Annotated in this window: 21 protein-coding genes and 1 tRNA gene; 21 read left to right on the forward strand and 1 reads right to left on the reverse strand. The window is 70.2% G+C overall.

Annotated elements, in window-relative coordinates; genetic code table 11:
- Nucleotides 1-59 precede the first annotated feature (59 nt).
- From rpe to MTES_RS17675, 16 genes are all read left to right on the forward strand, one after another.
- A complete protein-coding gene (gene rpe, locus MTES_RS17600; RefSeq protein ID WP_013586634.1) occupies nt 60-731 on the forward strand; it encodes a ribulose-phosphate 3-epimerase in 672 nt (223 codons plus the stop codon).
- 145 nt (nt 732-876) lie between these two features.
- Complete coding sequence (locus tag MTES_RS17605) at nt 877-1,140, forward strand: phosphoribosyl-ATP diphosphatase (protein WP_043361677.1); 264 nt, start codon at nt 877-879, stop codon at nt 1,138-1,140.
- Between the two features lie 78 nt (nt 1,141-1,218).
- A complete protein-coding gene (hisG, locus tag MTES_RS17610) occupies nt 1,219-2,061 on the forward strand; it encodes an ATP phosphoribosyltransferase (protein ID WP_013586636.1) in 843 nt (280 codons plus the stop codon).
- Nucleotides 2,061-2,825 (forward strand): imidazole glycerol phosphate synthase subunit HisF, encoded by a 765-nt coding sequence (gene hisF, locus MTES_RS17615; protein ID WP_013586637.1) that lies wholly within the window; start codon nt 2,061-2,063, stop codon nt 2,823-2,825. Before hisG ends, hisF begins: the two co-directional genes overlap by 1 nt.
- On the forward strand, nt 2,822-3,160 hold the full coding sequence (gene hisI / locus MTES_RS17620) for a phosphoribosyl-AMP cyclohydrolase (RefSeq protein ID WP_013586638.1): 339 nt from the start codon (nt 2,822-2,824) through the stop codon (nt 3,158-3,160). The genes hisF and hisI overlap by 4 nt, the downstream gene beginning before the upstream one ends.
- Nucleotides 3,160-3,747: a Trp biosynthesis-associated membrane protein gene (locus MTES_RS17625; RefSeq protein WP_013586639.1), complete on the forward strand. Its 588-nt coding sequence runs from the start codon at nt 3,160-3,162 to the stop codon at nt 3,745-3,747. Before hisI ends, MTES_RS17625 begins: the two co-directional genes overlap by 1 nt.
- 261 nt (nt 3,748-4,008) lie before the next feature.
- Entirely contained in the window at nt 4,009-4,239 is a 231-nt protein-coding gene (locus MTES_RS17630) for a DUF6704 family protein (RefSeq protein ID WP_013586640.1), read from the forward strand.
- A 2-nt stretch (nt 4,240-4,241) separates the two neighbouring features.
- Nucleotides 4,242-5,018 carry an indole-3-glycerol phosphate synthase TrpC gene (gene trpC, locus MTES_RS17635; RefSeq protein WP_013586641.1) on the forward strand — a complete coding sequence of 259 codons (777 nt, stop codon included), beginning with the start codon at nt 4,242-4,244 and terminating at the stop codon, nt 5,016-5,018.
- Nucleotides 5,015-6,343 (forward strand): tryptophan synthase subunit beta, encoded by a 1,329-nt coding sequence (gene trpB / locus MTES_RS17640; protein ID WP_013586642.1) that lies wholly within the window; start codon nt 5,015-5,017, stop codon nt 6,341-6,343. The genes trpC and trpB overlap by 4 nt, the downstream gene beginning before the upstream one ends.
- On the forward strand, nt 6,340-7,131 hold the full coding sequence (gene trpA / locus MTES_RS17645) for a tryptophan synthase subunit alpha (protein WP_013586643.1): 792 nt from the start codon (nt 6,340-6,342) through the stop codon (nt 7,129-7,131). Before trpB ends, trpA begins: the two co-directional genes overlap by 4 nt.
- Nucleotides 7,132-7,141: 10 nt before the next feature.
- Complete coding sequence (lgt, locus tag MTES_RS17650) at nt 7,142-8,146, forward strand: prolipoprotein diacylglyceryl transferase (RefSeq protein WP_013586644.1); 1,005 nt, start codon at nt 7,142-7,144, stop codon at nt 8,144-8,146.
- Between the two features lie 51 nt (nt 8,147-8,197).
- The gene (gene gltB, locus MTES_RS17655; protein WP_013586645.1) at nt 8,198-12,775 is read left to right on the forward strand and encodes a glutamate synthase large subunit; all 4,578 of its coding nucleotides are present in this window, start codon (nt 8,198-8,200) and stop codon (nt 12,773-12,775) included.
- Nucleotides 12,768-14,234 (forward strand): glutamate synthase subunit beta, encoded by a 1,467-nt coding sequence (locus tag MTES_RS17660; protein ID WP_013586646.1) that lies wholly within the window; start codon nt 12,768-12,770, stop codon nt 14,232-14,234. Before gltB ends, MTES_RS17660 begins: the two co-directional genes overlap by 8 nt.
- Nucleotides 14,235-14,288: 54 nt before the next feature.
- Complete coding sequence (gene pyk, locus MTES_RS17665; RefSeq protein ID WP_013586647.1) at nt 14,289-15,734, forward strand: pyruvate kinase; 1,446 nt, start codon at nt 14,289-14,291, stop codon at nt 15,732-15,734.
- Between the two features lie 81 nt (nt 15,735-15,815).
- Nucleotides 15,816-15,896: transfer RNA gene (locus MTES_RS17670), tRNA-Leu, on the forward strand.
- Nucleotides 15,897-15,999: 103 nt separating this feature from the next.
- Nucleotides 16,000-16,620 carry an ANTAR domain-containing response regulator gene (locus MTES_RS17675; protein ID WP_013586648.1) on the forward strand — a complete coding sequence of 207 codons (621 nt, stop codon included), beginning with the start codon at nt 16,000-16,002 and terminating at the stop codon, nt 16,618-16,620.
- A gap of 349 nt (nt 16,621-16,969) precedes the next feature.
- On the opposite strand, the gene MTES_RS17680 is transcribed toward MTES_RS17675, so the two are convergent.
- Entirely contained in the window at nt 16,970-17,401 is a 432-nt protein-coding gene (locus MTES_RS17680) for a hotdog fold thioesterase (protein ID WP_013586649.1), read from the reverse strand.
- A 74-nt stretch (nt 17,402-17,475) separates the two neighbouring features.
- Between MTES_RS17680 and polA the strand changes: the two genes are divergently transcribed.
- From polA to MTES_RS17705, 5 genes are all read left to right on the forward strand, one after another.
- Entirely contained in the window at nt 17,476-20,115 is a 2,640-nt protein-coding gene (gene polA / locus MTES_RS17685) for a DNA polymerase I (RefSeq protein WP_013586650.1), read from the forward strand.
- Nucleotides 20,116-20,409: 294 nt separating this feature from the next.
- Nucleotides 20,410-22,086 (forward strand): DUF885 domain-containing protein, encoded by a 1,677-nt coding sequence (locus tag MTES_RS17690; RefSeq protein ID WP_013586651.1) that lies wholly within the window; start codon nt 20,410-20,412, stop codon nt 22,084-22,086.
- A gap of 98 nt (nt 22,087-22,184) precedes the next feature.
- Nucleotides 22,185-23,246 carry an LLM class flavin-dependent oxidoreductase gene (locus MTES_RS17695; protein ID WP_013586652.1) on the forward strand — a complete coding sequence of 354 codons (1,062 nt, stop codon included), beginning with the start codon at nt 22,185-22,187 and terminating at the stop codon, nt 23,244-23,246.
- The gene (locus tag MTES_RS17700) at nt 23,243-24,577 is read left to right on the forward strand and encodes an MFS transporter (RefSeq protein ID WP_013586653.1); all 1,335 of its coding nucleotides are present in this window, start codon (nt 23,243-23,245) and stop codon (nt 24,575-24,577) included. Before MTES_RS17695 ends, MTES_RS17700 begins: the two co-directional genes overlap by 4 nt.
- A gap of 118 nt (nt 24,578-24,695) precedes the next feature.
- Complete coding sequence (locus MTES_RS17705) at nt 24,696-25,460, forward strand: SGNH/GDSL hydrolase family protein (protein WP_013586654.1); 765 nt, start codon at nt 24,696-24,698, stop codon at nt 25,458-25,460.
- Nucleotides 25,461-25,512 lie beyond the last annotated feature (52 nt).

Consider the following 25,512-nt stretch of genomic DNA (forward strand, 5'->3'; position numbering starts at 1 on the left):
TCGCGGCCGATCGGCTCTGCCCGGGTGAGCGGGCCGCGACCCCTGGACATAATGGTCGGGTGCCTACCGACGCCCCGCGCATCAACCCGAGCATCCTCGCCGCCGACTTCGTGAACATGGAGGCCGAGCTCGCGCGCATCGCGGGCGCCGACTTCGTGCACGTCGACGTGATGGACAACCACTTCGTGCCGAACCTCACCTTCGGCCCGCAGATGGTGGGGCGCATCCAGGAGACGAGCCCCGTTCCGCTGGACGTGCACCTCATGATCGACGACCCCGACCGCTGGGCACCCGCCTACGCCGAGCTCGGCGCCGCCTCGGTGACCTTCCACCTCGAGGCCGCGGCATCCCCGATCGCCCTCGCCCGTCAGCTGCGCTCCCTGGGCGCCCGGGCGGGAGTCGCCGTCAAGCCCGGCACCCCCGTCGAGAACCTCTTCGAGGCGCTCAACGAATTCGACCAGATCCTCGTGATGACGGTCGAGCCCGGATTCGGCGGGCAGTCGTTCATGCCCGAGACCATGCCGAAGCTCCGCGCCCTCGCCGATGAGGCGAAGCGCCGCGGCTCGAACGTCTGGCTGCAGGTCGACGGGGGCATCGGCGAGTCCACGATCGCCCAGGCCGCCGAAGCGGGCGCCGACACCTTCGTCGCCGGCTCCGCGGTGTTCGGCGCCGACGACCCCGACCGCGCGATCGAGTCCCTCCGCGCCGCCGCGGCCCGCCACCGCCACTGACGCCGCCTCCGCGCCCCCGATAAACGCCGTTCCTGCCGAGAAACGCCGCGTCCCCGCGTGTCTCGCACGGAACGGCGTTTATCGAGGTCGGAGTCGGCGCCGGCCCGCGACATCCCCACCCCCGCCGACCCGATACCCTGGAAGCGTGAAGACCTTCGACGACCTGTTCGCGGAACTCAGCGCCAAGGCCGTCGAGCGACCCGAGGGGTCGGGTACCGTCGCGCAGCTCGACGCCGGCGTGCACGCCATCGGCAAGAAGATCGTCGAAGAGGCCGCCGAGGTGTGGATGGCCGCCGAGTACGAGTCCGACGCCGCGGCCGCCGAAGAGATCTCGCAGCTGCTCTACCACCTGCAGACGCTCATGCTCGCGAAGGGCCTGACGCTCGAGGACGTCTACCGACATCTCTGAGCCCGCGCCCGACCGCTCGACGCCGCACTCCGCGGCGTGAGCCGCCCACAGCTCACATCAACACGAAAGCCCCCCGTCATGCTGCGAATCGCCGTGCCGAACAAGGGGTCGCTCGCCGAGACCGCCGCCGAGATGCTCTCGGAGGCCGGGTACACCGGACGACGCGACTCGAAAGACCTGTACACCGTCGACCCCGCCAACGAGGTCGAGTTCTTCTACCTCCGCCCGCGCGACATCGCGACCTACGTCGGTTCCGGCGCGCTCGATGTCGGCATCACCGGCCGCGACCTGCTGCTCGACGCCCGCATGCCGGGCGCGCGCGAGGTCGAGTCTCTCGGTTTCGCCGGCTCGACCTTCCGCTTCGCCGGGCGCCCCGGCCGCTTCACCGACGTGCAGGACCTCGAGGGCCTCCGCGTCGCCACCGCCTACCCCGGCCTGGTCGACGCCTTCCTCGACGAACGCGGCATCGCGGTCGACATCGTCCCGCTCGACGGCGCGGTCGAGTCCGCCGTGCAGCTGGGAGTGGCGGATGCCGTCGCCGACGTCGTCTCGACCGGCACGACGCTGCGCCAAGCGGGGCTCGAGATCTTCGGGCCCGTCCTCCTCGAGAGCGACGCCGTGCTCATCTCCGGCCCGAACGAGGTCGAGGGCACCGAAACGCTGCTGCGCCGCCTGCGCGGCGTGCTCGCCGCCCGCAAGTACGTGCTCGTGGACTACGACCTCCCCGTCGCGCTCGTCGACCAGGCGATCGCGGTCGCCCCGGGCCTGGAATCCCCGACGATCTCGCCGCTGCGCGACCCCGAATGGGTGGCGGTCCGCGTGATGAGCCCGCGCCGCGACGTCAACCGCGTCATGGACGAGCTGTACGCGATCGGCGCGCGCGCGATCCTCGTCACCGAGATCCTCGCCGCGAGGCTCTGATGACCCTCGCGCGTCGCGTCATCCCGTGCCTCGACGTCGCGGGCGGCCGCGTCGTGAAGGGCGTCAACTTCCTCGACCTGCGCGACATGGGCGATCCGGTGGAGCTCGCGAAGCTGTACTTCGATCAGGGCGCCGACGAGGTCACGTTCCTCGATGTCACCGCCACGGTCGACGAGCGCGCCACGACGTACGACGTCGTCCGCCGCACGGCCGAGCAGGTCTTCATCCCGCTCACCGTCGGCGGGGGAGTGCGCTCGAGCGACGACGTCGCGCGCCTGCTCGCGGTCGGCGCCGACAAGATCGGCGTCAACTCGGCCGCGATCGCCCGCCCTGCGCTGATCGACGAGATCGCCGACCGCTTCGGCGCTCAGGTCATCGTCCTCTCTCTCGACGTCAAGCGCGCGGCATCCACTCCCTCCGGCTTCGTCGTGACCACGCACGGCGGACGCACCGAGACCACTCTCGACGCCCTCGAGTGGGCCCGTGAGGCGGTCGAACGCGGAGCCGGCGAACTGCTGGTCAACTCGATCGACGCCGACGGGACCAAGCAGGGGTTCGACCTCGAGCTCGTGCGTCTCATGCGCCAGGTCGCCGCGGTCCCGGTCATCGCCTCCGGGGGCGCGGGAGCCCTCGAGCACTTCGCCCCCGCGATCCAGGCCGGCGCCGACGCCGTGCTCGCGGCATCCGTGTTCCACTCGGGTCAGCTGACCGTGGGACAGGTGAAGGGCGCCCTGGCCGCCGACGGAATCGAGGTGCGCCGATGAGCGTCGACCGCGTCACCTACAACTCCGACGGCCTGGTCCCCGCGGTCATCCAGCAGTTCGACACGCGCGAGGTGCTGATGATGGGGTGGATGGATGCCGAGGCCCTGCGCCGCACGCTCACCACCGGCCGCGTGACCTTCTGGTCCCGCTCGCGCCAGGAGTACTGGCGCAAGGGCGACACCTCGGGCCACATCCAGCTCGTCAAGGGCGCGCGCTTGGACTGCGACGGCGACACCCTCCTCATCGAGGTCGATCAGATCGGCGCCGCGTGCCACACGGGCGACCACACCTGCTTCGACGCCGTCGACCTGCACCCGGTCGTGGGGGAGAGCTGATGCGGCGCCCCCGCTCGCTCGCCGTCGTCGCGATGCTCCTCGCCGGAGCCATCGGCGTGATCGGCTCGACGCAGACGTGGATCGACGTCACCCTCAACGACGGCGCGCAGCAGACCCTCGCCGTTCCGGGCTCCGACGCGCTCCCGGTGCTCACGCCGCTGAGCCTCGCCGCGCTGGCTCTCGGCGCGGCGCTCTCGATCGCCGGACCGATCGTCCGGTACGTCTTCGGCGCTCTCGGTCTCGGCATCGCCGCGCTCATCGGCTTCGGCGCCGCGCAGATCGTCTTCTCGACCCCCGTCTCGGCCACCGCCGCGACCGTGACCGAGGCGACCGGGATCTCGGGAGTGGATGCCGTCGGCGACCTCGTCGCGGGACTCTCGCTGACCCCGTGGCCCACGATCACGCTACTGGCCCAGGTCGTGCTGGCCGCCGCCGCCGTGTTCACCCTCGTGACGGCTCGCCGCTGGGGCTCGAGCGCGGGCCGGAAGTACCGCACCACCGCCGACGCGGCGGGGGAGTCCTCCCGCCCGCACGACGCGATCGACTCGTGGGACGACCTCTCGCGCGGGGATGATCCGACGGCCTGACGTCCCACCCATCCGCGCTCCGCTCGTCGGCTGCCCGCGCCGCGGGCCGTCCTGCCGCGAGCCGTCACGCGGAGTCCGCGGCCGACGCGCAGGATTCCGGCATCCGCACACGGGGTGTCCGTGACGCCGCCCGCATGACGGCACCGCAGCCGGCCGCGCCGTCCTCGCGACATCGAGACGACCGCACCGGTACCCCGCCCGCGCTTCGATAGACTGATCGAACGCTTTCCCCTGCGCCCGCGCGCGACTGTAAGGAGCCCCATGAGCAACCCCATCGGTGATCCCGGCCACGGACACTCGCCCGCCGCCTGGACGGCCGTGATCATCATGCTGCTCGCGTTCACGCTCGGAACGCTGTTCTTCTGGCTCGACATGCCCGTGCTCGTCTGGGCGTCCGTGGGCCTGCTGGTCGTCGGCGCGATCGTCGGTTGGGCCATGGGCAAGGCCGGTTACGGCGCGAACGGCTCGAAGACCAGCCCGAAGGCCCACTGACCGTGCTGGCCGATCTCACGGCCGGGGCGGTGGAAGACGCAGAGAAGCGCGCCGAGACGCGTCCTCTCGCAGAGGTGGAGCGCGACGCCCTCGCGCAGACGCCCCCGCGGGACGCCCTCGCGATGCTCGCGCCCGCCGACCGGGTCAAGATCATCGCCGAGGTCAAGCGCGCGAGCCCGTCCCGCGGGGACCTCGCGTCGATCCCCGATCCCGCCCGCCAGGCCCGCCTGTACGAAGAGGGTGGCGCGTCCGCGATCTCGGTGCTCACCGAGGGCCGCAAGTTCAAGGGCAGCCTCGCAGACCTCGAGGCCGTCCGCGCGGCCGTGAGCGTCCCCGTGCTGCGCAAGGACTTCATCGCCACGCCCTATCAGGTGCTCGAAGCCCGCGCCTCCGCAGCCGACCTCGTGCTGCTCATCGTCGCCGCTCTCGACCAGAAGACCCTCACCGAGCTCTACGGCCTCGTGACCGACCTCGGCATGACGGCCCTCGTCGAGACGCACTCCGCCGACGAGCTCGAACGCGCCACCGACCTCGGCGCGAAGCTCATCGGCGTCAACGCCCGCAACCTCTCGACCTTCGAGCTCGACCGCGACCTGTTCGGCTCGCTCGCCGACCGATTCCCGGCCGACGCCGTCAAGATCGCCGAGTCCGCGGTGCTCGCTCCGGCCGATGTGGCCCACTACCGCGCCGCGGGCGCCGATGTCGTGCTCGTGGGCGAAGCCCTCGTCACCGGCGATCCCGTCGCCACGCTCCGCGCGTTCCTCCAGGAGACGTCATGACCACCAGCCTGCGCGACCAGAAGGGGCCGTTCTTCGGCGACTTCGGCGGCCGGTACATGCCCGAGTCGCTCATCGCCGCGATCGACGAACTGACCGCGGTCTACGAATCGGCGATGGCCGATCCCGCGTTCCACGCCGAGCTGCGAGCCCTGCTGCACGACTACGCCGGACGCCCGTCCGCTCTCACCGAGGTCCCGCGCTTCGCCGAGCACGCGGGAGGTGCGCGCGTCTTCCTCAAGCGCGAAGACCTCAACCACACCGGCTCGCACAAGATCAACAACGTGCTCGGCCAGGCGCTGCTCACCAAGCGTCTGGGCAAGACCCGTGTGATCGCCGAGACCGGAGCCGGCCAGCACGGCGTCGCCACCGCGACGGCCGCGGCCCTCTTCGGACTCGACTGCGTCGTCTACATGGGCGAGGTCGACACCGAGCGTCAGGCGCTCAACGTCGCCCGCATGCGCCTCCTCGGCGCCGAGGTCGTCCCCGTCACGACCGGCTCGCGCACGCTGAAAGACGCGATCAACGAGGCCTACCGCGACTGGGTCGCCTCGGTCGAGACGACCAACTACATCTTCGGCACGGCCGCAGGCCCGCACCCGTTCCCGGCGATGGTCCGCGACTTCCAGAAGATCATCGGCGAAGAGACCCGCGCCGAGTTCCTCGAGCGCCTCGGCCGTCTCCCCGACGCCGTCTTCGCGTGCGTCGGCGGCGGTTCGAACGCGATCGGCATGTTCGACGCGTTCCTCGACGACGAGGGCGTCGCCCTCTACGGCGTCGAGGCGGCGGGTGACGGCGTCGACACGCCGAAGCACGCGGCATCCATCGAACGAGGTCGTCCCGGCGTCCTGCACGGTGCCCGCACCTACGTCCTGCAGGACGAGGACGGCCAGACCACCGAGTCGCACTCGATCTCCGCGGGCCTCGACTACCCGGGCGTCGGGCCCGAGCACGCGTGGCTGGCCGACATCGGCCGCGCCCAGTACATCCCCGCGACCGACGACGAGGCCATGCAGGCCCTCCGCCTCCTCTCGCGCACCGAGGGCATCATCCCGGCGATCGAGTCGGCCCACGCCCTGGCCGGAGCCCTGCGCATCGGTCGAGAGCTGGGTCCGGATGCCGTCATCGCGATCAACCTCTCCGGTCGGGGCGACAAAGACATGGACACCGCCGCCCGCTACTTCGACCTGTACGACGCGGAACACGCGCCCGAAGAGCCCGGTCCCGCGCAGACGAAGGCCGCCGCGACCGTCGCGTCGGCGGACGGCTCGCCGCTCGACGTGACGCCGGCCCCGGATGCCGCGAGCGGCGCGGGGGTCGAACTGTGACCTCGCGCGTCTCGGCAGCGATCGAGGCCGCCCACGCCGAGGGCCGTGGCGCGTTCGTCGCGTATCTGCCCGCCGGCTTCCCCGACGTCGCCACCAGCATCGAAGCGATCGTCGCGCTGGCCGAGGCCGGCGCCGACGTGATCGAGCTCGGACCTCCCTACAGCGATCCGGTCATGGACGGCCTGGTCATCCAGGAGGCGACGCAGACCGCGCTCGCCAACGGGTTCCGCATGCGCGACCTCTTCACGATCATCCGCGAGGTCACGGCGCGCACCGACGTGCCCATCCTCGTCATGACGTACTGGAACCTCGTCGAGCAGTACGGCGTCGACCGCTACGCCGACGAGCTCGTGGCGGCCGGGGGAGCGGGGCTCATCACGCCCGACATCACCCCCGACGCCGCGTCGGCGTGGATCGCGACGAGCGAACGAACCGGTCTCGACCGGGTCTTCCTCGCCGCCCCGACCTCGACCGACGAGCGTCTCGCGATGATCGTGGGCGCGTCCACGGGCTTCGTGTACACCGTCTCGACGATGGGCATCACGGGGGAGCGGGACCAACTGGATGCCGCTGCCCGCCGTCTCGTCGAACGGCTGCGCGCGCACGGCGCCGCCCACGCGTGCGTCGGCATCGGGATCTCCAACGCCGCCCAGGTGGCCGGGGTCGTCGAGTACGCCGACGGCGCGATCGTCGGGACCGCGCTGGTGAAGGCTCTGCGGGACGGCGGCGTCGAGGGTCTGTCCACCCTCGCGCGGGAGCTGTCCGCGGGCACCGCGCGGCGCGCCTAGACTCTTTCGCATGACGTTCGCCCTCTCGAGCGCCGCCTCCGGCGTGCTCGCCAGCATCCCGAGTCCGACGATCTCCTTCGTCGATCTCGGTCCGCTCCGTATCCACTTCTATGCCCTGTGCATCGTCGCGGGCATCATCGTGGCGTTGCTGCTCACGAACGCGCGTCTGACGCGTCGCGGCGCGGAGAAGTGGGTCGTCATCGACATCTGCCTCCTGGCGGTGCCGTTGGCCATCATCGTCGCCCGCATCTACCACGTCGCGACCCACGCGGGCTTCTACTTCGGGCCGGGCTCGAACCCCTGGAACATCACCCAGCCCGGCTCCGTGTGGGCCATCTGGGAGGGCGGGATCGCGATCTACGGCGCCCTCATCGGCGGCGCCATCGGCGCGATCCTCGGCTGCAAGTGGAGCGGCATCCGCTTCTGGACCTTCGCCGACGCCCTCGCTCCGGGCCTCATCATCGCCCAGGCGATGGGTCGTTTCGGCAACTGGTTCAACCAGGAGCTGTTCGGACAGCCCACCGATCTGCCGTGGGGCCTCGAGATCGCGCCGGGCAACCCGGCGATCCCCGTCGGGCTGCCCGCGGGGACGCTCTTCCACCCCACGTTCCTGTACGAGGTCATCTGGAACCTGCTCGGCGCCGCCGTCATCCTGTACGTCGGAAAGCGCTTCACCCTGCAGTGGGGCAAGCAGTTCGCGATCTACCTCGTGTGGTACAGCGCCGGACGCATCGTGTGGGAGTCGATCCGCGTCGACCCCAGCGACATCATCCTCGGCCTCCGCACGAACGTGTGGGCCGCGATCTTCGGCGTGGTGCTCGGTCTGGTCATCTTCATCGTCCAGTCGCGCCGTCACCACGGCCTCGAGCCGTCCCCGTACGCACCCGGGCGCGAATCGAAGGCTCCGGGGGCTGTAGACTCAACCGACCCCTCTGACTTCGTCGACGTGAGCGAGCCGCCCGCGACGAGCGACACCGTCGGCACCAGCGCCACAAGCAGCCCCGCCACGAACTAACCTCTGGGCCGACGTCGTCCCATTCGAAGCATCAACGTGAGGACGGTTGATATGGCTTCCAGCCTGCGCTCCGACACCGTCGGAGGCTCATTCCCGGCCCGACAGGGAATGTACGACCCGTCGTTCGAGAAAGACGCCTGTGGCCTCGCCATGGTCGCGACTCTCCGCGGCGAGGCCGGGCACGACATCGTCGACCTGGCCCTGACCGCGCTGCGCAACCTCGAGCACCGTGGTGCCATCGGCTCCGACGCCGGCACCGGCGACGGCGCCGGCATCCTCACCCAGATGCCGGATGCCTTCCTGCGCGAGGTCGTGGACTTCGCCCTGCCGCCGGTGGGGGAGTACGCCGCGGGGATGGTCTTCCTTCCCCTCGGGCACGACGAGCGCGCCGCCATGAAAGCGGGCATCGAAGAGATCGCGCGCCACGAGAACCTCGAGGTGCTCGGCTGGCGCGAGGTGCCGACCGAGCCCGACAACCTCGGCAAGCTCGCGTTCGAGGCGCGCCCGGCGTTCGAGCAGCTGTTCGTCTCGCGTCCGGCCGTCGGCGAGCAGCCCGCCCTGTCCGGGATCGCCCTCGACCGGCGCGTCTACCGCCTGCGCAAGCGCGCCCGCCACGAGCTCGACGCGTACTTCGTGTCGCTGTCGAGCCGCACCCTGGGCTACAAGGGCATGGTCACCACGCTGCAGCTGGAGCCGTTCTACCCCGATCTCCAGGACGCGCGGTTCGCGTCCGAGCTGGCCGTGGTGCACTCGCGGTACTCGACGAACACCTTCCCGTCGTGGCCGCTCGCCCAGCCGCTGCGCATGCTCGCGCACAACGGTGAGATCAACACGGTCAAGGGCAACCGCAACTGGATGCGCGCGCGCCAGTCGCAGCTCGAGTCCGAGCTGATCGGCGACGTCCGCCCGCTGCTGCCCATCTGCACCGAGGGGGCGAGCGACTCGGCATCCTTCGACGAGGTCCTCGAGCTGCTCACCCTGACCGGCCGGAGCCTGCCGCACGCCATCATGATGATGGTTCCCGAGGCGTACGAGAAGCAGGCGACGATCGACCCCGATCTGCGCGCCTTCTACGACTACCACTCGATGCAGATGGAGCCGTGGGACGGGCCCGCCGCCCTGATCTTCACCGACGGCACGCTCGTCGGCGCGACCCTCGACCGCAACGGCCTGCGCCCGGGTCGTTGGACCGAGACCACCGACGGCCTCGTCGTGATCGGTTCCGAGACCGGCGTGCTCGACTTCGCCCCCGAGCGGATCAAGCGCCGCGGACGCCTGCAGCCGGGTCGCATGTTCCTCGTCGACACGGCCGAGCGCCGCATCGTCGAGGACGAGGAGATCAAGGCCAGCCTCGCCGCGCTCGAACCCTGGCAGGAGTGGGTCGACGCCGGACGCGTGAAGCTCAGCGAGCTGCCGGAGCGCGAGCACATCGTCCACCCGATCGCCTCGATCACGCGCCGCCAGCGGACCTTCGGCTACACCGAGGAAGAGGTGCGCCTGCTGCTCACCCCGATGGGGCAGGCCGGCGCCGAGCCGCTCGGCGCGATGGGCAGCGACGCCCCCGTCGCCGTCCTGAGCGACCGTCCGCGTCTGCTGTTCGACTACTTCTCGCAGCAGTTCGCACAGGTCACCAACCCGCCGCTCGACTCGATCCGCGAAGAGGTCGTGACCTCGCTGTCTCTGGGTCTCGGTCCGGAGCGCAACCTCCTCGACTGGGGTCCCGAGCACACCCGCACGGTGACGCTCGACTTCCCCGTGATCGACAACGACGAGCTCGCGAAGATCCAGCACATCGACACCGCCCTCCCGGGGCGGTCGTCGGTGACGATCCGCGGGCTGTACCGCGTCGAGGCGGGGCACAAGGGCCTGCAGAAGCGCTTGACGCAGATGTGCACCGAGGTCGACCAGGCCATCGAGGACGGCGCCGAGTTCATCGTGCTCAGCGACCGTGACTCGAACAAGGACCTGGCGCCGATACCGTCGCTGCTCATGCTCGCGGCCGTGCACCACCACCTCATCCGCAAAGAGACCCGCATGAAGGTCGGGCTCGTGGTCGAGGCCGGCGACGTGCGCGAGGTCCACCACGTGGCCACGCTCATCGGCTACGGCGCGTCGGCGGTCAACCCGTACCTCGCGATGGAGACCGTCGAGTACCTCGTGCGCGCGGGCTTCATCACCGGGGTCACCCCGGAGAAGGCCGTCAAGAACCTGATCTACGCGCTCGGCAAGGGCGTGCTGAAGATCATGTCGAAGATGGGCATCTCGACGGTGTCCTCGTACGCCGGCGCCCAGGTGTTCGAAGCGGTGGGTCTGTCGCGCGAGTTCGTCGACGCGTACTTCACCGGCACCGAGTCGAAGCTCGGCGGCGTGGGGCTCGACGTCATCGCGGCCGAGAACGCCGCGCGGCACGAGTACGCCTACCCCGAGGATGCCGCGGCGCGGGCGCACGAGCGCCTGTGGACCGGCGGTGAGTACCAGTGGCGTCGCGACGGTGCCCCGCACCTCTTCAACCCCGACACGGTGTTCCGCCTGCAGCACGCCACGCGCGAGCGCCGGTACGACATCTTCCGCGAGTACACGCAGCTGATCGACGACCAGGCGCACGAGCTGAAGACGCTCCGCGGGCTCTTCGAGCTGCGCACGGGCGTCCGTCCGCCCGTGCCGATCGACGAGGTCGAACCCGTGTCGGCGATCGTCAAGCGCTTCTCGACCGGAGCGATGAGCTACGGCTCGATCTCCAAAGAGGCGCACGAGGTCCTCGCCGTCGCGATGAACCAGATCGGCGGCAAGTCGAACACCGGTGAGGGCGGCGAAGACGTCGACCGCCTGCTCGACCCCACCCGTCGCAGTGCCATCAAGCAGGTGGCATCCGGTCGCTTCGGGGTGACGAGCCTCTACCTGACCGAGGCAGACGACATCCAGATCAAGCTCGCCCAGGGTGCCAAGCCCGGCGAGGGCGGTCAGCTGCCGCCGACCAAGGTGTACCCGTGGGTGGCGCGGACGCGCCACGCGACCGCGGGCGTCGGGCTCATCTCGCCCCCGCCGCACCACGACATCTACTCGATCGAAGACCTCAAGCAGCTCATCTTCGACCTCAAGCGCGCCAACCCGAAGGCCCGCATCCACACGAAGCTCGTCAGCCAGTCGGGTATCGGTGCGGTCGCAGCCGGTGTCGCCAAAGCACTGAGCGACGTCATCCTCGTCTCCGGCCAGGACGGCGGGACGGGCGCGAGCCCGATGAACTCGCTGAAGCACGCGGGCACCCCCTGGGAGCTGGGCCTCGCCGAGACGCAGCAGACGCTCATGCTCAACGGCATGCGCGACCGCGTCGTGGTGCAGGTCGACGGTCAGATGAAGACCGGCCGCGACGTCATCATCGGCGCGCTGCTCGGCGCCGAGGAGTTCGGTTTCGCCACGGCTCCGCTCGTGGTCTCGGGCTGCATCATGATGCGCGTCTGCCACCTCGACACCTGCCCCGTGGGCGTCGCGACGCAGAACCCGGTCCTGCGCTCGCGCTTCACCGGCAAGGCCGAGTACATCGTGAACTTCATGGAGTTCATCGCCCAGGAGGTGCGCGAGTACCTCGCCGCCCTCGGGTACCGCTCGATCGACGAGATCGTCGGGCACGCGGAGCTCCTGGACGTCAACGGCGCGGTCGAGCACTGGAAGGCGCGCGGCCTCAACCTGGCCCCGATCCTCGAGGGCCCGCGGTTCGCGGACGACGAGCCGCGCCGCCACGGCCGCAACCAGGACCACGAGCTCGAGGAGCACTTCGACGTGCAGCTCATCGAGCGCGCGCAGGACGTCATCGCCCGGGGCGGAAAGATCACGATCGACCTGCCCATCCGCAACACCGCGCGCGCGGTGGGGACGATGCTCGGCCACCACGTCACGAAGGCCCACGGCGAGCACGGCCTCCCCGAGGGCTCGATCGACGTGCGTCTGACCGGTTCAGCCGGGCAGTCGTTCGGTGCGTTCATGCCCGCCGGCATCACGCTGCGTCTCGAGGGCGACTCGAACGACTACGTCGGCAAGGGCCTGTCGGGCGGCACGATCGTCGTGCGCCCGCCGCGCGGGTCGACGTTCGCGGCCTCCGAGAACGTCATCGCCGGAAACGTCATCGGCTACGGCGCGACCCAGGGGCAGATGTTCCTGAACGGTGTCGTGGGCGAGCGTTTCCTCGTCCGCAACTCTGGGGCCACCGCGGTCGTCGAGGGCGTGGGAGACCACGCGCTCGAGTACATGACCGGTGGTCTCGCCGTGATCCTCGGCTCCACGGGCCGCAACCTCGGCGCCGGCATGTCGGGCGGGCAGGCCTACGTCTACCGTCTCGACCGTGACCTGGTGAACCGCGAGGCCTTGGCATCCGGTGAGCTCGTCCTCGGAGAACTCGGATCCGGGGATGCCGAGATCCTCCGCGATCTGCTCGAGAAGCACGTCGCGGAGACCGATTCCACGTTGGCCCGTCGTCTCGTCGAGGAGTTCGAGACCGAGGTGCACAATTTCGTCCGGGTGCTGCCGCGCGACTACGCCGCTGTGCTGCAGACCCGCCAGGAGGCATTGGCCGAGGGGCTCGACCCCGACGGCGACGTCGTCTGGACGCGCATTCTGGAGGTGACGGGTGGCTGACCCGAAAGGTTTTCTCAAGGTCACGGAGCGCGAGCTCCCGAAGCGTCGACCGGTGCCCGTGCGCATCATGGACTGGAAAGAGGTGTACGAGCCGGGTGATTCGGCCGTCATCCGCCGCCAGGCCGGCCGCTGCATGGACTGCGGCATCCCGTTCTGCCACAAGGGGTGCCCTCTCGGGAACCTGATCCCCGAGTGGAACGACCTCACGTGGCGCGGCGAGGGCCGCGCGGCGATCGAGCGCCTGCACGCGACGAACAACTTCCCGGAGTTCACCGGACGGTTGTGCCCCGCGCCCTGCGAGAGCTCGTGCGTGCTCGGCATCAACCAGCCGGCCGTCACCATCAAGCAGGTCGAGGTCTCGATCATCGACGAGGCCTTCTCCAACGGCTGGGTCGAGCCCGAGCCCCCGGAGCGCCTGACCGGTAAGACGGTCGCCGTGGTCGGTTCCGGCCCCGCCGGCCTCGCCGCAGCCCAGCAGCTCACGCGCGCCGGTCACACGGTCGCCGTCTACGAGCGCGACGACCGCATCGGCGGACTGCTGCGGTACGGCATCCCGGACTTCAAGATGGAGAAGCGCCACCTCGAGCTGCGCCTGCGCCAGATGCAGGCCGAGGGCACGCGTTTCCGCGCCGGCGTCGAGATCGGCCGGGACATCTCGTGGAGCGACCTCCGCGCGCGCTACGACGCCGTGGTGGTCGCCACCGGGTCGACCGTGCCGCGCGACCTGCCCATCCCGGGCCGCGACCTCGACGGCGTCCACTTCGCCATGGAGTACCTCGTCGAGGGCAACAAAGCTGTCGCGGGCGACCAGGTGCCGCAGCAGATCTCGGCCGAGGGCAAGCACGTCGTCGTCATCGGCGGCGGCGACACCGGTGCGGACTGCATCGGCACCGCGCACCGTCAGGGTGCTTTGAGCGTGACGAACCTCGCGATCGGCAAGCAGCCGCCGTCGGAGCGTCCGGCGGAGCAGCCCTGGCCGATGATGCCGAACCTGTTCGAGATGGCATCCGCCCACGAAGAGGGAGGGGAGCGCACGTTCCTTGCCTCGACCGTGGAGTTCCTCGGCAACGCCGCGGGCGAGGTGCGCGCACTGCGCGTCGCCGAGACCGAGTACGTCGACGGCCGTCGCGTCCCCAAGAGCGGGACCGAGCGCGAGATCCCCGCCGACCTGGTGCTCATCGCGATGGGCTTCACCGGCCCCGAGAGCGAGCACCTCGGCGACCAGCTCGGCACGCGCTTCACCAACCGCGGCAACGTCGAGCGCGACGCGACCTACGCCACGTCCACCCCGGGCGTGTTCGTGGCCGGCGACGCCGGTCGCGGACAGTCGCTCATCGTGTGGGCCATCGCCGAGGGCCGCGCGGCCGCCGCCGAGGTCGACACGTACCTGATGGGCGAGACGGTGCTCCCCGCACCCGTGCGTCCGACCGATGTCGCCATCGGCCTGCTGCCCGCCTAAGCTGGCAAGGGCCGATCGGCCACTTCCCGATAATTTCACGGAGCTTGAAACCGGATGAGACGCGCCAAGATCGTCGCAACACTCGGGCCCGCCACGTCGTCGTATGAGATGGTTCGCGCCATCATCGACGCCGGGGTGGACGTCGCCCGCCTCAACCTGAGCCACGGAGACTACTCCGTGCACGACGCCAACTTCGCCAACGTGCGCAAGGCGGCAGAGGACGCCGGCCGCCCGGTCGCCGCCCTCGTCGACCTCCAGGGTCCCAAGATCCGCCTCGGCAAGTTCGAGAACGGCCCGCACGAACTCCTGCCCGGTGACATCTTCAAGATCACGATCGAAGACATCCTCGGCACCAAGGAGATCGTCGGCACGACCTTCAAGGGTCTGCCCCAGGACGTCCGCCCCGGCGACTTCCTCCTCATCGACGACGGCAAGGTCCGCGTCGAGGTCGTCGAGACCGACGGCACCGTGGTGACCACCCGCGTCATCGTGGGCGGTCCCGTCTCGAACAACAAGGGCATCAACCTGCCCGGCGTCGCGGTCAACGTCCCCGCCCTGAGCGAGAAGGACGAAGCCGACCTGCGCTGGGGCCTGAACGCGGGCGCCGACCTGATCGCGCTCTCCTTCGTCCGGGATGCCAAGGACATCGAGCGCGTGCACGAGATCATGGCCGAGGAGGGGCGCTACGTGCCCGTCATCGCCAAGATCGAGAAGCCGCAGGCGGTCGACAACCTCGAAGAGATCATCGACGCGTTCGACGGCATCATGGTCGCCCGTGGCGACCTGGGCGTCGAGCTGCCGCTCGAGGCCGTGCCGATCGTGCAGAAGCGCGCCGTGGAGCTCGCCCGCCGCATGGCGAAGCCGGTCATCGTCGCGACGCAGATGCTCGAGTCGATGATCAACAGCCCGGTGCCGACGCGCGCCGAGACCTCCGACGTCGCCAACGCCGTCCTCGACGGCGCGGACGCGGTCATGCTCTCGGGCGAGACCAGCGTCGGCGACTACCCGGTCGTGGTCGTCGAGACCATGGCTCGCATCGTCGCCTCGACCGAGGAGCACGGTCTGGAGCGCATCGCGCCCCTGACCAACAAGCCCCGCACGCAGGGCGGCGCCATCACGCTCGCCGCCGTCGAGGTCGCCGACTTCGTCGAGGCGAAGTACCTCTGCGTGTTCACCGAATCGGGTGACTCGGCGCGTCGCATGTCGCGTCTGCGCTCCACGATCCCGATGCTGGCGTTCACGCCGGAGCCCGGCATCCGTCGCCGTCTGGCCCTCACGTGGGGCGTGCGCTCGACGCTGGTGGAGCACGTGTCGCACACCGACAAGATGTTCCTCCAGGTCGACGACTACCTGCTGTCGAACGACCTCGCGAAGGTCGGCGACAAGGTCGTCGTCATCTCGGGTTCCCCTCCCGGAATCGCCGGCTCGACGAACGACCTGCGCGTGCACCGCGTCGGCGACGCCGTCCACGGCGCGGCCCCCGGGTACCAGGAAGTCTGATCGTCCGACGACGCGCGCCGGTTCCGCCGGCGCGCGTCGTCGCTCGTGTTCTCCCGGTACATTGGGAGTTCGCGAACACAAGCCGGTGTGGCGGAATGGCAGACGCGGGGCACTCAAAATGCTCTGTCGAAAGACGTGTGGGTTCGAGTCCCACCACCGGTACGACCACGGGTCGGCTCTTCCGAGTCGGCCCGGTGTTGTCCAGCCCCTATCGCATCCTCGCCGTTTCGCGGGCGATGCGCCCTCCCCGTCCTAGGATGGTCACGTGACTGATCAAGAAGCCGCTCCGGCCTCCGCGCCCGCCGCCCCCCGCCGCGTCGTCGTGGCGGAGGACGAGTCGCTCATCCGTCTCGACATCGTCGAGATCCTCCGCGACAACGGCTACGACGTCGTCGGCGAGGCCGGCGACGGCGAGACCGCCGTGCAGCTGGCGACCGAACTCCGCCCGGATCTCGTGATCATGGACGTGAAGATGCCGCAACTCGACGGCATCAGCGCCGCCGAGAAGCTGAGCAAGAACCACATCGCGCCCGTCGTGCTGCTGACGGCGTTCAGCCAGAAGGAGCTCGTGGAGCGTGCGAGCGAGGCCGGTGCCCTGGCCTACGTCGTGAAGCCGTTCACGCCGAACGACCTCCTGCCGGCGATCGAGATCGCCCTGGCCCGGTACGAGCAGATCATCACGCTCGAGGCCGAGGTCGCCGACATGGTCGAGCGCTTCGAGACCCGCAAGCTCGTCGACCGGGCCAAGGGCCTGCTCAACGAGAAGATGGGCCTGTCCGAGCCGGAGGCCTTCCGCTGGATCCAGAAGGCGTCCATGGACCGCCGTCTGACCATGCAGGACGTCGCGAAGGCGATCATCGAGCAGCTGGCTCCCAAGAAGGGCTGACCGCGACTTTCGAGAGATGGATGCCACCGAGGTGGCATCCATTTTTCGTTGGTGGGGGCGGGACGACCGGTCCCTTCGACGGGCTCAGGGACCTCAGCGGAGGGGCACCGACCCGGCAGGTGGCTGAGCTCGTCGAAGCCACCAGGCCCCGCGCGCTGCTCACCCCGAAGGAACGCGAGACAGGTGGCTGAGCTCGTCGAAGCCACCGAACGCCGCGCGCTGCTCACCCCGACGGCACGCGAGACAGGTGGCTGAGCTCGTCGAAGCCACCGGGCCCCGCGCGCTGCTCACCCCGAAGGAACGCGAGACAGGTGGCTGAGCTCGTCGAAGCCACCAGGCCCCGCGCGGCTCAGCCCTGCGGCGCGTCCTTGATCATGTTCGTGATGCGCACCGTGGAGCACCGACGCCCCTGGTCGTCGGAGATCACGATCTCGTGCACCGTCAGGCTCCGCCCGAGGTGGATCGGCGTGCAGACGCCGGTGACGCGGCCGGAGGTCGCGGATCGCGTGTGCGTGGCGTTGATGTCGATGCCGACCGCGAGCTTCCCCTCGCCGGCGTGGAGGTTCGCCGCCATCGAGCCGAGCGACTCGCCCAGCACCACGTAGGCGCCGCCGTGCAGGAGGCCGACGGGCTGGGTGTTGCCCTCGACGGGCATGGTCGCCACGCATCGATCGATGGTGAACTCCACCCATTCGAAGCCCATCTTCTCGGCGAGAGCGCCCATTCCGCGCTTCTTCACCCAGTCGAGGCCGGACAGGGGGTCGGGGATCGTGGACGTCATCATCGCCTTCGTGTCATCGACGTGATCGGGGCCGGGCCGGGGGCAGTGTCCGTGGTCCTCGTTAGGCTGGAGGGGTGACGGATGCCGAAAAGCCTACCCTCCTCGTCGTCGACGGCCACTCGCTGGCCTATCGGGCGTTCTACGCCCTGCCCGTCGACAACTTCTCGACGAAGGACGGCCAACACACCAACGGCATCTACGGTTTCCTCTCGATGTTCGTGAACCTCGTGAAAGCCGAGAAGCCGACGCACCTCGCCGTCGCCTTCGACACCTCACGGCAGTCGTTCCGCACCCGCGAGTACGCCGAGTACAAGGCGAACCGCAGCGAGTCGCCCGCCGAGTTCAAGGGACAGATCCCGCTGCTGCAGGAGTGCCTCGAGGCCATGGGCGTCCCGGTCCTGAAGAAAGAGGACTTCGAGGCCGACGACATCCTCGCCACCCTCGCGACGCAGGGAGAAGCGCAGGGCTTCCAGGTGCTCGTCTGCTCGGGGGACCGCGACACGATCCAGCTCGTGACCGACGACATCACCCTGCTGTACCCCAACGTGCAAGGCGTGTCGCAGCTCAAGCGCTACGACACCGCCGCCGTCATCGAGAAGTACGGGCTGCCCCCGGAGCAGTACCCCGACATCGCCGCTCTCGTGGGCGAGACGAGCGACAACCTGCCGGGTGTCCCGAAGGTCGGCGAGAAGACCGCGGTGAAGTGGCTGACGCAGTGGGGCTCGCTCGACGCCCTGCTCGAGAACGCCGACAAGGTCACGGGCGTCGTCGGCAACAACCTCCGCGAGCACCTCGACGGTGTCAGGCGCAACCGGGCACTCAACCGTCTGCTGCGCGACGTCGAGCTTCCCGTGGGGCCCTCCGACCTCCAGATGAAGCCGCTCGACGGCCAGGCCGTGCGCGACATCTTCGCGCGCCTCGAGTTCCGCACCCTGCTGCCGCGCGTGTTCGACGCCCTCGGGGGAGATGCGGGTGACGCCGCCGAAGAGGCCCAGCCGACGGCCACGGCACCCACCCCGGCGACGCTCGGCGCCGACGCGCTTGCAGCGTGGGCGGCCGCGTCGACCGACACGGTCGGCCTCACCCTCGTACTGGCGCAGGGAACCCCCGCCCAGATCGGTCTCGCGCGCGCCGACGCGGCGGCCGAGGCCGCGTGGACGCCGGCCGTCCGAGACGCCCTCGCCGAGTGGTTGGCATCCGACACTCCCAAGGTGATGGCCGACGCGAAGCCGCAGGTGAAGGCGCTGCTGCGCGAGGGGATCGCGCTCGGCGGCATCGCGTCCGACGTCATCCTTGCCGGGTGGCTCGTGCGCCCGAGCTTCCCCGACAAGACGCTCGGCGACCTCGTGCAGCGCTACCTCGATGAGAAGCTCCCCGAGGCCGACCCCACGCAGCTCGTCCCCGAGACCGAGGGCGCAACGCCCGGTCAGCTCGCGTGGTTCATCCGGCGGGTCGCCGAGGCGCAGCGCGCCGACCTTCCCGAGCGCGTGGCCGAGGTCCTCGACGACATCGAGATGCCGACCCTCACGGCCCTCGCCGACATGGAGCTGGCGGGCGTCGCGGTCTCGCACGCGAAGCTGTCGGGCTTCTCCGCCGAGCTCGGAGCACGCGCCGACGCCCTCGCCCGCGACGCGTACGCGGCGATCGGACACGAGGTGAACCTCGGCTCGCCCAAGCAGCTGCAGGAGGTGCTGTTCGACGAGCTGCAGCTCCCGAAGACGCGCAAGACCAAGAGCGGATACACGACGGATGCGGCGGCCCTCGCCGATCTGCAGGAGAGCGCCCCGCACCCGTTCCTCGACCTGCTGCTCAAGCACCGCGAAGCGACCAAGCTCAAGCAGATCATCGATGCGCTGGACACGGCCACGGGACCCGATGGCCGCATCCACACGACCTACGTACAGACGGGGAGCCAGACCGGGCGCCTGTCGAGCACCGACCCGAACCTGCAGAACATCCCGATCCGCACCGAGGAGAGCCGGCGCATCCGCGCCGCGTTCGAGGTGGGCGAGGGCTACGAGACCCTGCTGACGGCGGATTACTCCCAGATCGAGATGCGGATCATGGCGCACCTCTCCGGCGACCCCGGACTCATCGAGGCCTTCAACTCGGGCGAAGACCTGCACCGCTTCGTCGGGGCGCGCGTCTTCGGCGTCGAGCCCGCCGAGGTCACGCCCGCGATGCGTACCAAGGTCAAGGCGATGTCGTACGGCCTCGTGTACGGCCTCTCGGCGTTCGGGCTCTCGAAGCAGTTGCGCATCGAGCAGTCCGAGGCGAAGAAGCTCATGCTCGAGTACTTCGCCCGCTTCGGCGCCGTCCGCGACTACCTCCGCGGCTCGGTCGAGCAGGCGCGCCAGGACGGCTACACCGAGACCATCTTCGGTCGGCGCCGGCCGTTCCCCGACCTGACGAGCATGAACCGCGTGCTGCGTGAGAACGCCGAGCGCGCCGCGCTGAACGCCCCGATCCAGGGCAGTGCCGCCGACATCATGAAGGTCGCGCTGTTCCGCATCCGTGAGGAGCTGGCATCCGCGGGTCTGCGCTCGCGCGTCCTGCTGCAGATCCACGACGAACTCGTCGTCGAGATCGCGCCGGGGGAGTGGGATGCCGTGGAGCGCATCGTGCGAGCCCGGATGGCGGACGCGGCCGAGCTCTCGGTACCGCTCGACGTGCAGATCGGTCGCGGAGGCGATTGGGACGAAGCGGGCCACTGAGCCGCTGGGCCCGGCTCGCGCAGCCCCGCAGCCGCGCTCGACCCGGCGCGCGTGGCCCCGTGGCCGAGCTAGACCCGGCGCGCGCGGCCCCGTAGCCGCGCTCGACCCGGCTCGCGTGGGCCCGCCGCGCCGCGCTCGCCCCGGCGCGCGTGAGCCCGCCGCGCCGCGCTCGCCCCGGCGCGCGTGAGCCCGCCGCGTCGAGAACGGTCGCGTCCCGGGGCGGAGGGTGACCGCGTCGTCCGGCGCGCCGCGCGGAGGGATGCGTGACCGCTCCGGCTTCCCTAGGCTCGAAGGATGACTGACGCACAACGCACCCCCACGCCGATCGACACGATCGCCGAGGCGTGGGTCGACACCCTGGCGGAGCGCATCCCGACGCTGGCCACCTACATCGGGCGCGACGAGTACAACGGCCGCTTCGGCGACTACAGCCCCGAGGGCGCCGAGGCCCTCACCGCCGACGCGCGTTCGACGAAGGCCGCGCTCGAGGCCGCCGAGCCCGTCGACGGGATCGACGCGGTCACGAAGATGGACCTCGTCCGCGAGCTCGACCTGATGATCGAGCAGCACGAGGCCAAGACGCACTTGCGCGACCTGAACGTGATCGCCTCGCCCGCGCAGGACATCCGCGCCACCTTCGACCTCATGCCGACCGCCACGGTCGAAGACTGGGTCACGATCGCCGAGCGCATGAAGGCCCTGCCCGCCGCCGTCGAGGGCTACGTCGAGACGCTTCGCCGCGGCATCGCCGAGGGTGTCGTCCCCGCACGCCGCCAGGTGAGCGAGGTCGTCACGCAGATCGGCCGCTACACCGCCGACACGGGCTTCTTCGCGGAGTTCGCCGCGGGAGCCGCTCCCGCCGAGGGTCAGCTGCCCGCCTCCCTGGCGCGGGAGCTCGACGAGAACGCGGGTGCCGCCCGCGTCGCGTACGACGGCTTGGCATCCTTCCTCTCCTCCGAGCTCGCCCCCGTCGCGGGCGAGGCCGACGGCGTGGGCCGCGAGATGTACGCCCTGCACTCCCGCCAGTTCCTCGGCGCCGAGATCGACCTCGACGAGACGTACGACTGGGGCGCGGAGGAGCTGGCTCGGATGGTCGCCGAGCAGGAGGCGATCGCGAACGAGATCCTCCCCGGGGCGAGCGTCGAAGAGGCGGTCGCGTTCCTCGAGAAGGACGAGTCCCGCAAGCTCCGCGGCACGAAAGCCCTGCAGGAGTGGATGCAGCGCACGAGCGACAAGGCCGTGGAGGAGCTCGGGCGGACCCACTTCGACATCGCCGAGCCCATCCGCGAGCTCGAGTGCATGATCGCCCCCACGAACGAGGGCGGGATCTACTACACCGGGCCCACCGACGACTTCTCGCGGCCCGGCCGCATGTGGTGGTCGGTCCCCGAGGGCGTCGACACCTTCGACACCTGGCGCGAACTCACCACGGTGTACCACGAGGGCGTACCGGGTCACCACCTGCAGATCGCCCAGGCCGTCTACAACCGCGCGCAGCTCAACTCGTGGCGCCGTCTGCTGGCGGGCACGAGCGGCCACGCCGAGGGCTGGGCGCTGTACGCCGAGCGCCTCATGGAGCAGCTCGGCTACCTCGACGACCCCGCCGACCGCCTCGGCATGCTCGACGGGCAGCGCATGCGCGCCGCGCGCGTCGTGCTCGACATCGGCGTGCACCTCGGCAAGCCCCGCCTCGACGGCACCGGCACCTGGGACCACGACTACGCCCTCGCGTTCATGCTGAAGAACGTCAACATGAGCGAGGAGTTCGTCCGTTTCGAGGTCAACCGCTACCTCGGCTGGCCGGGGCAGGCCCCGGCGTACAAGGTCGGCCAGCGCATCTGGGAGCAGGTCCGCGAGGAGGAGCAGCAGCGCCGCGGCGCCGACTTCTCGATGAAGGAGTTCCACACCCGGGCGCTCGACATCGGCGGCGTCGGTCTCGACACGCTGCGGGCCGCCTTGGCATCCGTCTGATCCCTTCGAGGGGCGTCGCTTCTGCGGCGCCCCTCGTCCGTGGCGGGGAATGTTTCCCCCTCGCGTAAAGTTCATTCATCCGAATGCAAGGAGATCCCATGGACGCCACCCCCGTCGAGCTCGGCCTCGATACCTTCGGAGACATCTCGCGCGGTCCCGACGGGTCGCTGCAGAGCGACGCGCAGACCATCCGCAACGTCGTGGAGCAGGCGGTGCTGGCCGACCAGGTCGGGCTGTCGTTCTTCGGGGTGGGGGAGCACCATCGCAAGGACTTCGCGGTCACCAGCCCCGAGATCGTCCTCGCCGCGGCCGCGGCCCGCACGACGAACATCCACCTCGGCACCTCCGTGACCGTGCTCTCGAGCGATGACCCCGTGCGCGTCTACGAGCGGTTCGCGACGCTCGACGCCGTCTCGAACGGTCGCGCCGAGGTCATCCTCGGACGCGGATCGTTCATCGAGTCCTTCCCGCTGTTCGGCTACGACCTGAACGACTACGAGCAGCTGTTCGAGGAGAAGCTCGAGCTGTTCTCCCTCCTGCTCGACGAGAAGCCCGTCACCTGGTCGGGGCGCACGCGTGCCGGACTCCGGGATGCCGACGTGTATCCCAAGACCGAGAACGGGCTGAAGGCGTGGGTCGGTGTCGGCGGATCTCCCGAGTCGGTCGTCCGCGCGGCTCGTTACGGCTACGGTCTCGTCCTCGCGATCATCGGCGGGTCCTCCGCCCGCTTCCGCCCGTTCGGGCAGCTCTACCGGCAGTCGCTGCAGGAGTTCGGCAAGCCCGCGATGCCCATCTCGGTGCACTCGCCCGGTCACGTGGCGGCCACCGACCAGCAGGCGTGGGACGAAGCGTACGAGGGGGTCGCCGAGCTCAACACGACGATCGGCCGCGAGCGCGGCTGGCCCGCGTACAACCGCCTGCGCTTCCAGCACGACGTCGGTCCCGAGGGCGCGATGTACATCGGCTCTCCCGAGACCGTGGCGACGAAGATCGCGGCGACCGTGCGAACGCTGGGCGCCTCGCGCTTCCAGATGAAGTTCGCGAGCGGCTCGATCTCGCACGACCGCCTGATGTCGAGCATCGAGCTCTACGGCACGCGCGTGCTGCCCCTCGTGCGGGAGATGCTCGCCGACACGGACTCCGACGCGGCGGTCTCGTGAGCGCGAGCACCGACACCCTGCGAGTGTCCGAACGTCTCGACGCCCTGCCGTTCACCCGACGTCACGGGAAGATCCTGGGCGGCTCGGGACTGGGCTGGGCCCTGGATGCCATGGATGTCGGGCTCATCTCGTTCATCATCGCCGCGCTGGCGGCGCAGTGGCAGTTGGAGCCCGCCCAGGCGTCGTGGATCGCCTCGGCCGGCTTCGCGGGGATGGCGATCGGCGCGAGTCTCGGCGGACTCCTCGCGGACCGCTTCGGCCGACGCCAGGTCTTCGCCCTCACGCTCCTCGTCTACGGTGCCGCGACCGGCGCGAGCGCGTTGGTCGGCGGTCTCGCGGCCCTGCTCGTGCTGCGCTTCCTCGTGGGCCTCGGTCTCGGTGCGGAGTTGCCCGTGGCCTCCACCTACGTGAGCGAGTTTGCCCCGGCGCGCATCCGAGGACGCGTCATCGTGTTCCTCGAGGCGTTCTGGGCCGTCGGGTGGACGGCCGCCGCGATCATCGGCTACCTCGTCGTCCCGTCCTCGGCCGACGGGTGGCGGTGGGCGTTCGCGCTCGGTGCGATCCCCGCGGTCTACGCCCTGATCGTGCGCTGGGGCCTTCCGGAGTCGCCTCGGTGGCTGGCGTCGCGGGGTCGCAACAGCGAAGCCGTCGCGATCGTGCGGGACCTCGAGGCCGCCGCCGGGCGCGTGTCGCTCGAGCCGTCGAGCGACACGCGCCCGGCATCCGCTCCCGCCCCTCGCGCGCGCGTCGGCGCGCTGTGGGCACCGGCCCTCCGGGTGCGCACGGCGAGTCTGTGGGTGCTGTGGTTCTGCGTGAACTTCTCGTACTACGGCGCCTTCATCTGGATCCCGACGATCCTCGTGGCCCAGGGCTACGACCTCGTGCGCTCGTTCGGCTTCACGCTCATCATCACCCTCGCGCAGCTCCCCGGATACGCGGTCGCCGCGTGGCTCATCGAGGCCTGGGGGCGACGCGCGACCCTCGCGACCTTCCTCGCCGGTTCGGCGATCGCCGCGGTGCTCTTCGGCACGGCGTCGGGGGAGCTCGCGGTGATCGGGACCGGGATGCTGCTGTCGTTCTTCAACCTCGGCGCGTGGGGCGCCCTGTACGCCGCCACCCCCGAGACCTACCCCACGACCCTCCGCGGTACCGGTGCCGGCTGGGCCGCGGGCGTCGGGCGCATCGCGTCCATCCTCGCGCCGCTCTCGGTCCCGCCGTTGCTGGCCGCCGGCGGCGCCCCGCTGCTGTTCGTCGTGTTCGCGGCGTTCTTCGCTGTCGCCGTGGTCGCCGCGCTGTTCCTCCGGGAGCAACGGGGTCGCGCCCTGTCCTGAGGCGGGTGCCTCCGGAGGGGTCCACGGCGTCGAGTGTCCCTCACGCGCCGTCACCGCGGCATCCCTCGTGGCGTGCCTGGGACGCTCGAGGGGAGTGACGGCCGCGTAGGCTCGAGCAATGGCATCCGTCCGCTATGTCGCGATCGGCGACTCGTTCACCGAAGGAGTCGGCGACGAACTCCCCGACGGCACCGTGCGAGGGTGGGCCGACCTCGCAGCCCAGGGATGGGCGGATGCCGCGGGCGAACCGATCCAGTATGCGAACCTCGCGATCCGCGGCAAGCTCATCCAGCCCATCGTCGAGCAGCAGCTCGAGCCGGCGCTGGCCCTGCGTCCGACGCACCTGTCCTTCAACGGCGGCGGGAACGACATGCTGCGCCCGCGGGCCGACCTCGAACGGATCGTCGGGTTCTTCGAGCACGTGCTGCGGCGCTGCGATGAGGAGGGCGTGCAGCTGATCGTCCTCTCAGGCGCGAACCCGTCCGCGGGGCTGCCGCTCGGGCGTGTGCTGCAGATGCGCGGTGATCGACTGTCCACAGCCGTCGAGGAGCGACTCGCCCCCCGCCCCGACGTCATCACGGCCTACAACTGGTTCGATCGCGAGCTCGCCGGGGGAGAGTTCTGGTCCGTCGATCGGTTGCACATGAACCCCCGGGGACACCACCGCGTCGCCGCGCGCGTCCTCCAGGCGGTCGGCCTGTCGGCCCCGCCCGAGTGGTGGCGACTGCGCGAGATCCCCGAGATCGAGCGCCTGAAGGGCTCCGCGTACTACCGCGAGCACGTCGCTCCCTGGGTGCGTCGGCGCCTCGCGGGTACCTCGTCGGGCGATGGTCGTGCTCCGAAGTTCGGCGGCGCGTGGGTGGAGCTCACCCCGGGCGGGTGAGAGGCGATCGTTCCGGGTGCCGGGTACGCGACCCCCTGGCATTCCGGCATCC

It is taken from the genome of Microbacterium testaceum StLB037, from assembly GCF_000202635.1.
GTDB lineage: Bacteria > Actinomycetota > Actinomycetes > Actinomycetales > Microbacteriaceae > Microbacterium > Microbacterium testaceum_F.

Bases quoted from the DNA above. Each gene is read 5' to 3' on its own strand.
- hisG (WP_013586636.1), top strand. From the start codon at position 1,219: ATGCTGCGAATCGCCGTGCCGAACAAGGGGTCGCTCGCCGAGACCGCC.
- hisF (WP_013586637.1), top strand. From the start codon at position 2,061: ATGACCCTCGCGCGTCGCGTCATCCCGTGCCTCGACGTCGCGGGCGGC.
- hisI (WP_013586638.1), top strand. From the start codon at position 2,822: ATGAGCGTCGACCGCGTCACCTACAACTCCGACGGCCTGGTCCCCGCG.
- MTES_RS17625 (WP_013586639.1), top strand. From the start codon at position 3,160: ATGCGGCGCCCCCGCTCGCTCGCCGTCGTCGCGATGCTCCTCGCCGGA.
- MTES_RS17630 (WP_013586640.1), top strand. From the start codon at position 4,009: ATGAGCAACCCCATCGGTGATCCCGGCCACGGACACTCGCCCGCCGCC.
- trpB (WP_013586642.1), top strand. From the start codon at position 5,015: ATGACCACCAGCCTGCGCGACCAGAAGGGGCCGTTCTTCGGCGACTTC.
- lgt (WP_013586644.1), top strand. From the start codon at position 7,142: ATGACGTTCGCCCTCTCGAGCGCCGCCTCCGGCGTGCTCGCCAGCATC.
- gltB (WP_013586645.1), top strand. From the start codon at position 8,198: ATGGCTTCCAGCCTGCGCTCCGACACCGTCGGAGGCTCATTCCCGGCC.
- pyk (WP_013586647.1), top strand. From the start codon at position 14,289: ATGAGACGCGCCAAGATCGTCGCAACACTCGGGCCCGCCACGTCGTCG.
- MTES_RS17680 (WP_013586649.1), bottom strand. From the start codon at position 17,401: ATGACGTCCACGATCCCCGACCCCCTGTCCGGCCTCGACTGGGTGAAG.
- MTES_RS17690 (WP_013586651.1), top strand. From the start codon at position 20,410: ATGACTGACGCACAACGCACCCCCACGCCGATCGACACGATCGCCGAG.
- MTES_RS17695 (WP_013586652.1), top strand. From the start codon at position 22,185: ATGGACGCCACCCCCGTCGAGCTCGGCCTCGATACCTTCGGAGACATC.
- MTES_RS17705 (WP_013586654.1), top strand. From the start codon at position 24,696: ATGGCATCCGTCCGCTATGTCGCGATCGGCGACTCGTTCACCGAAGGA.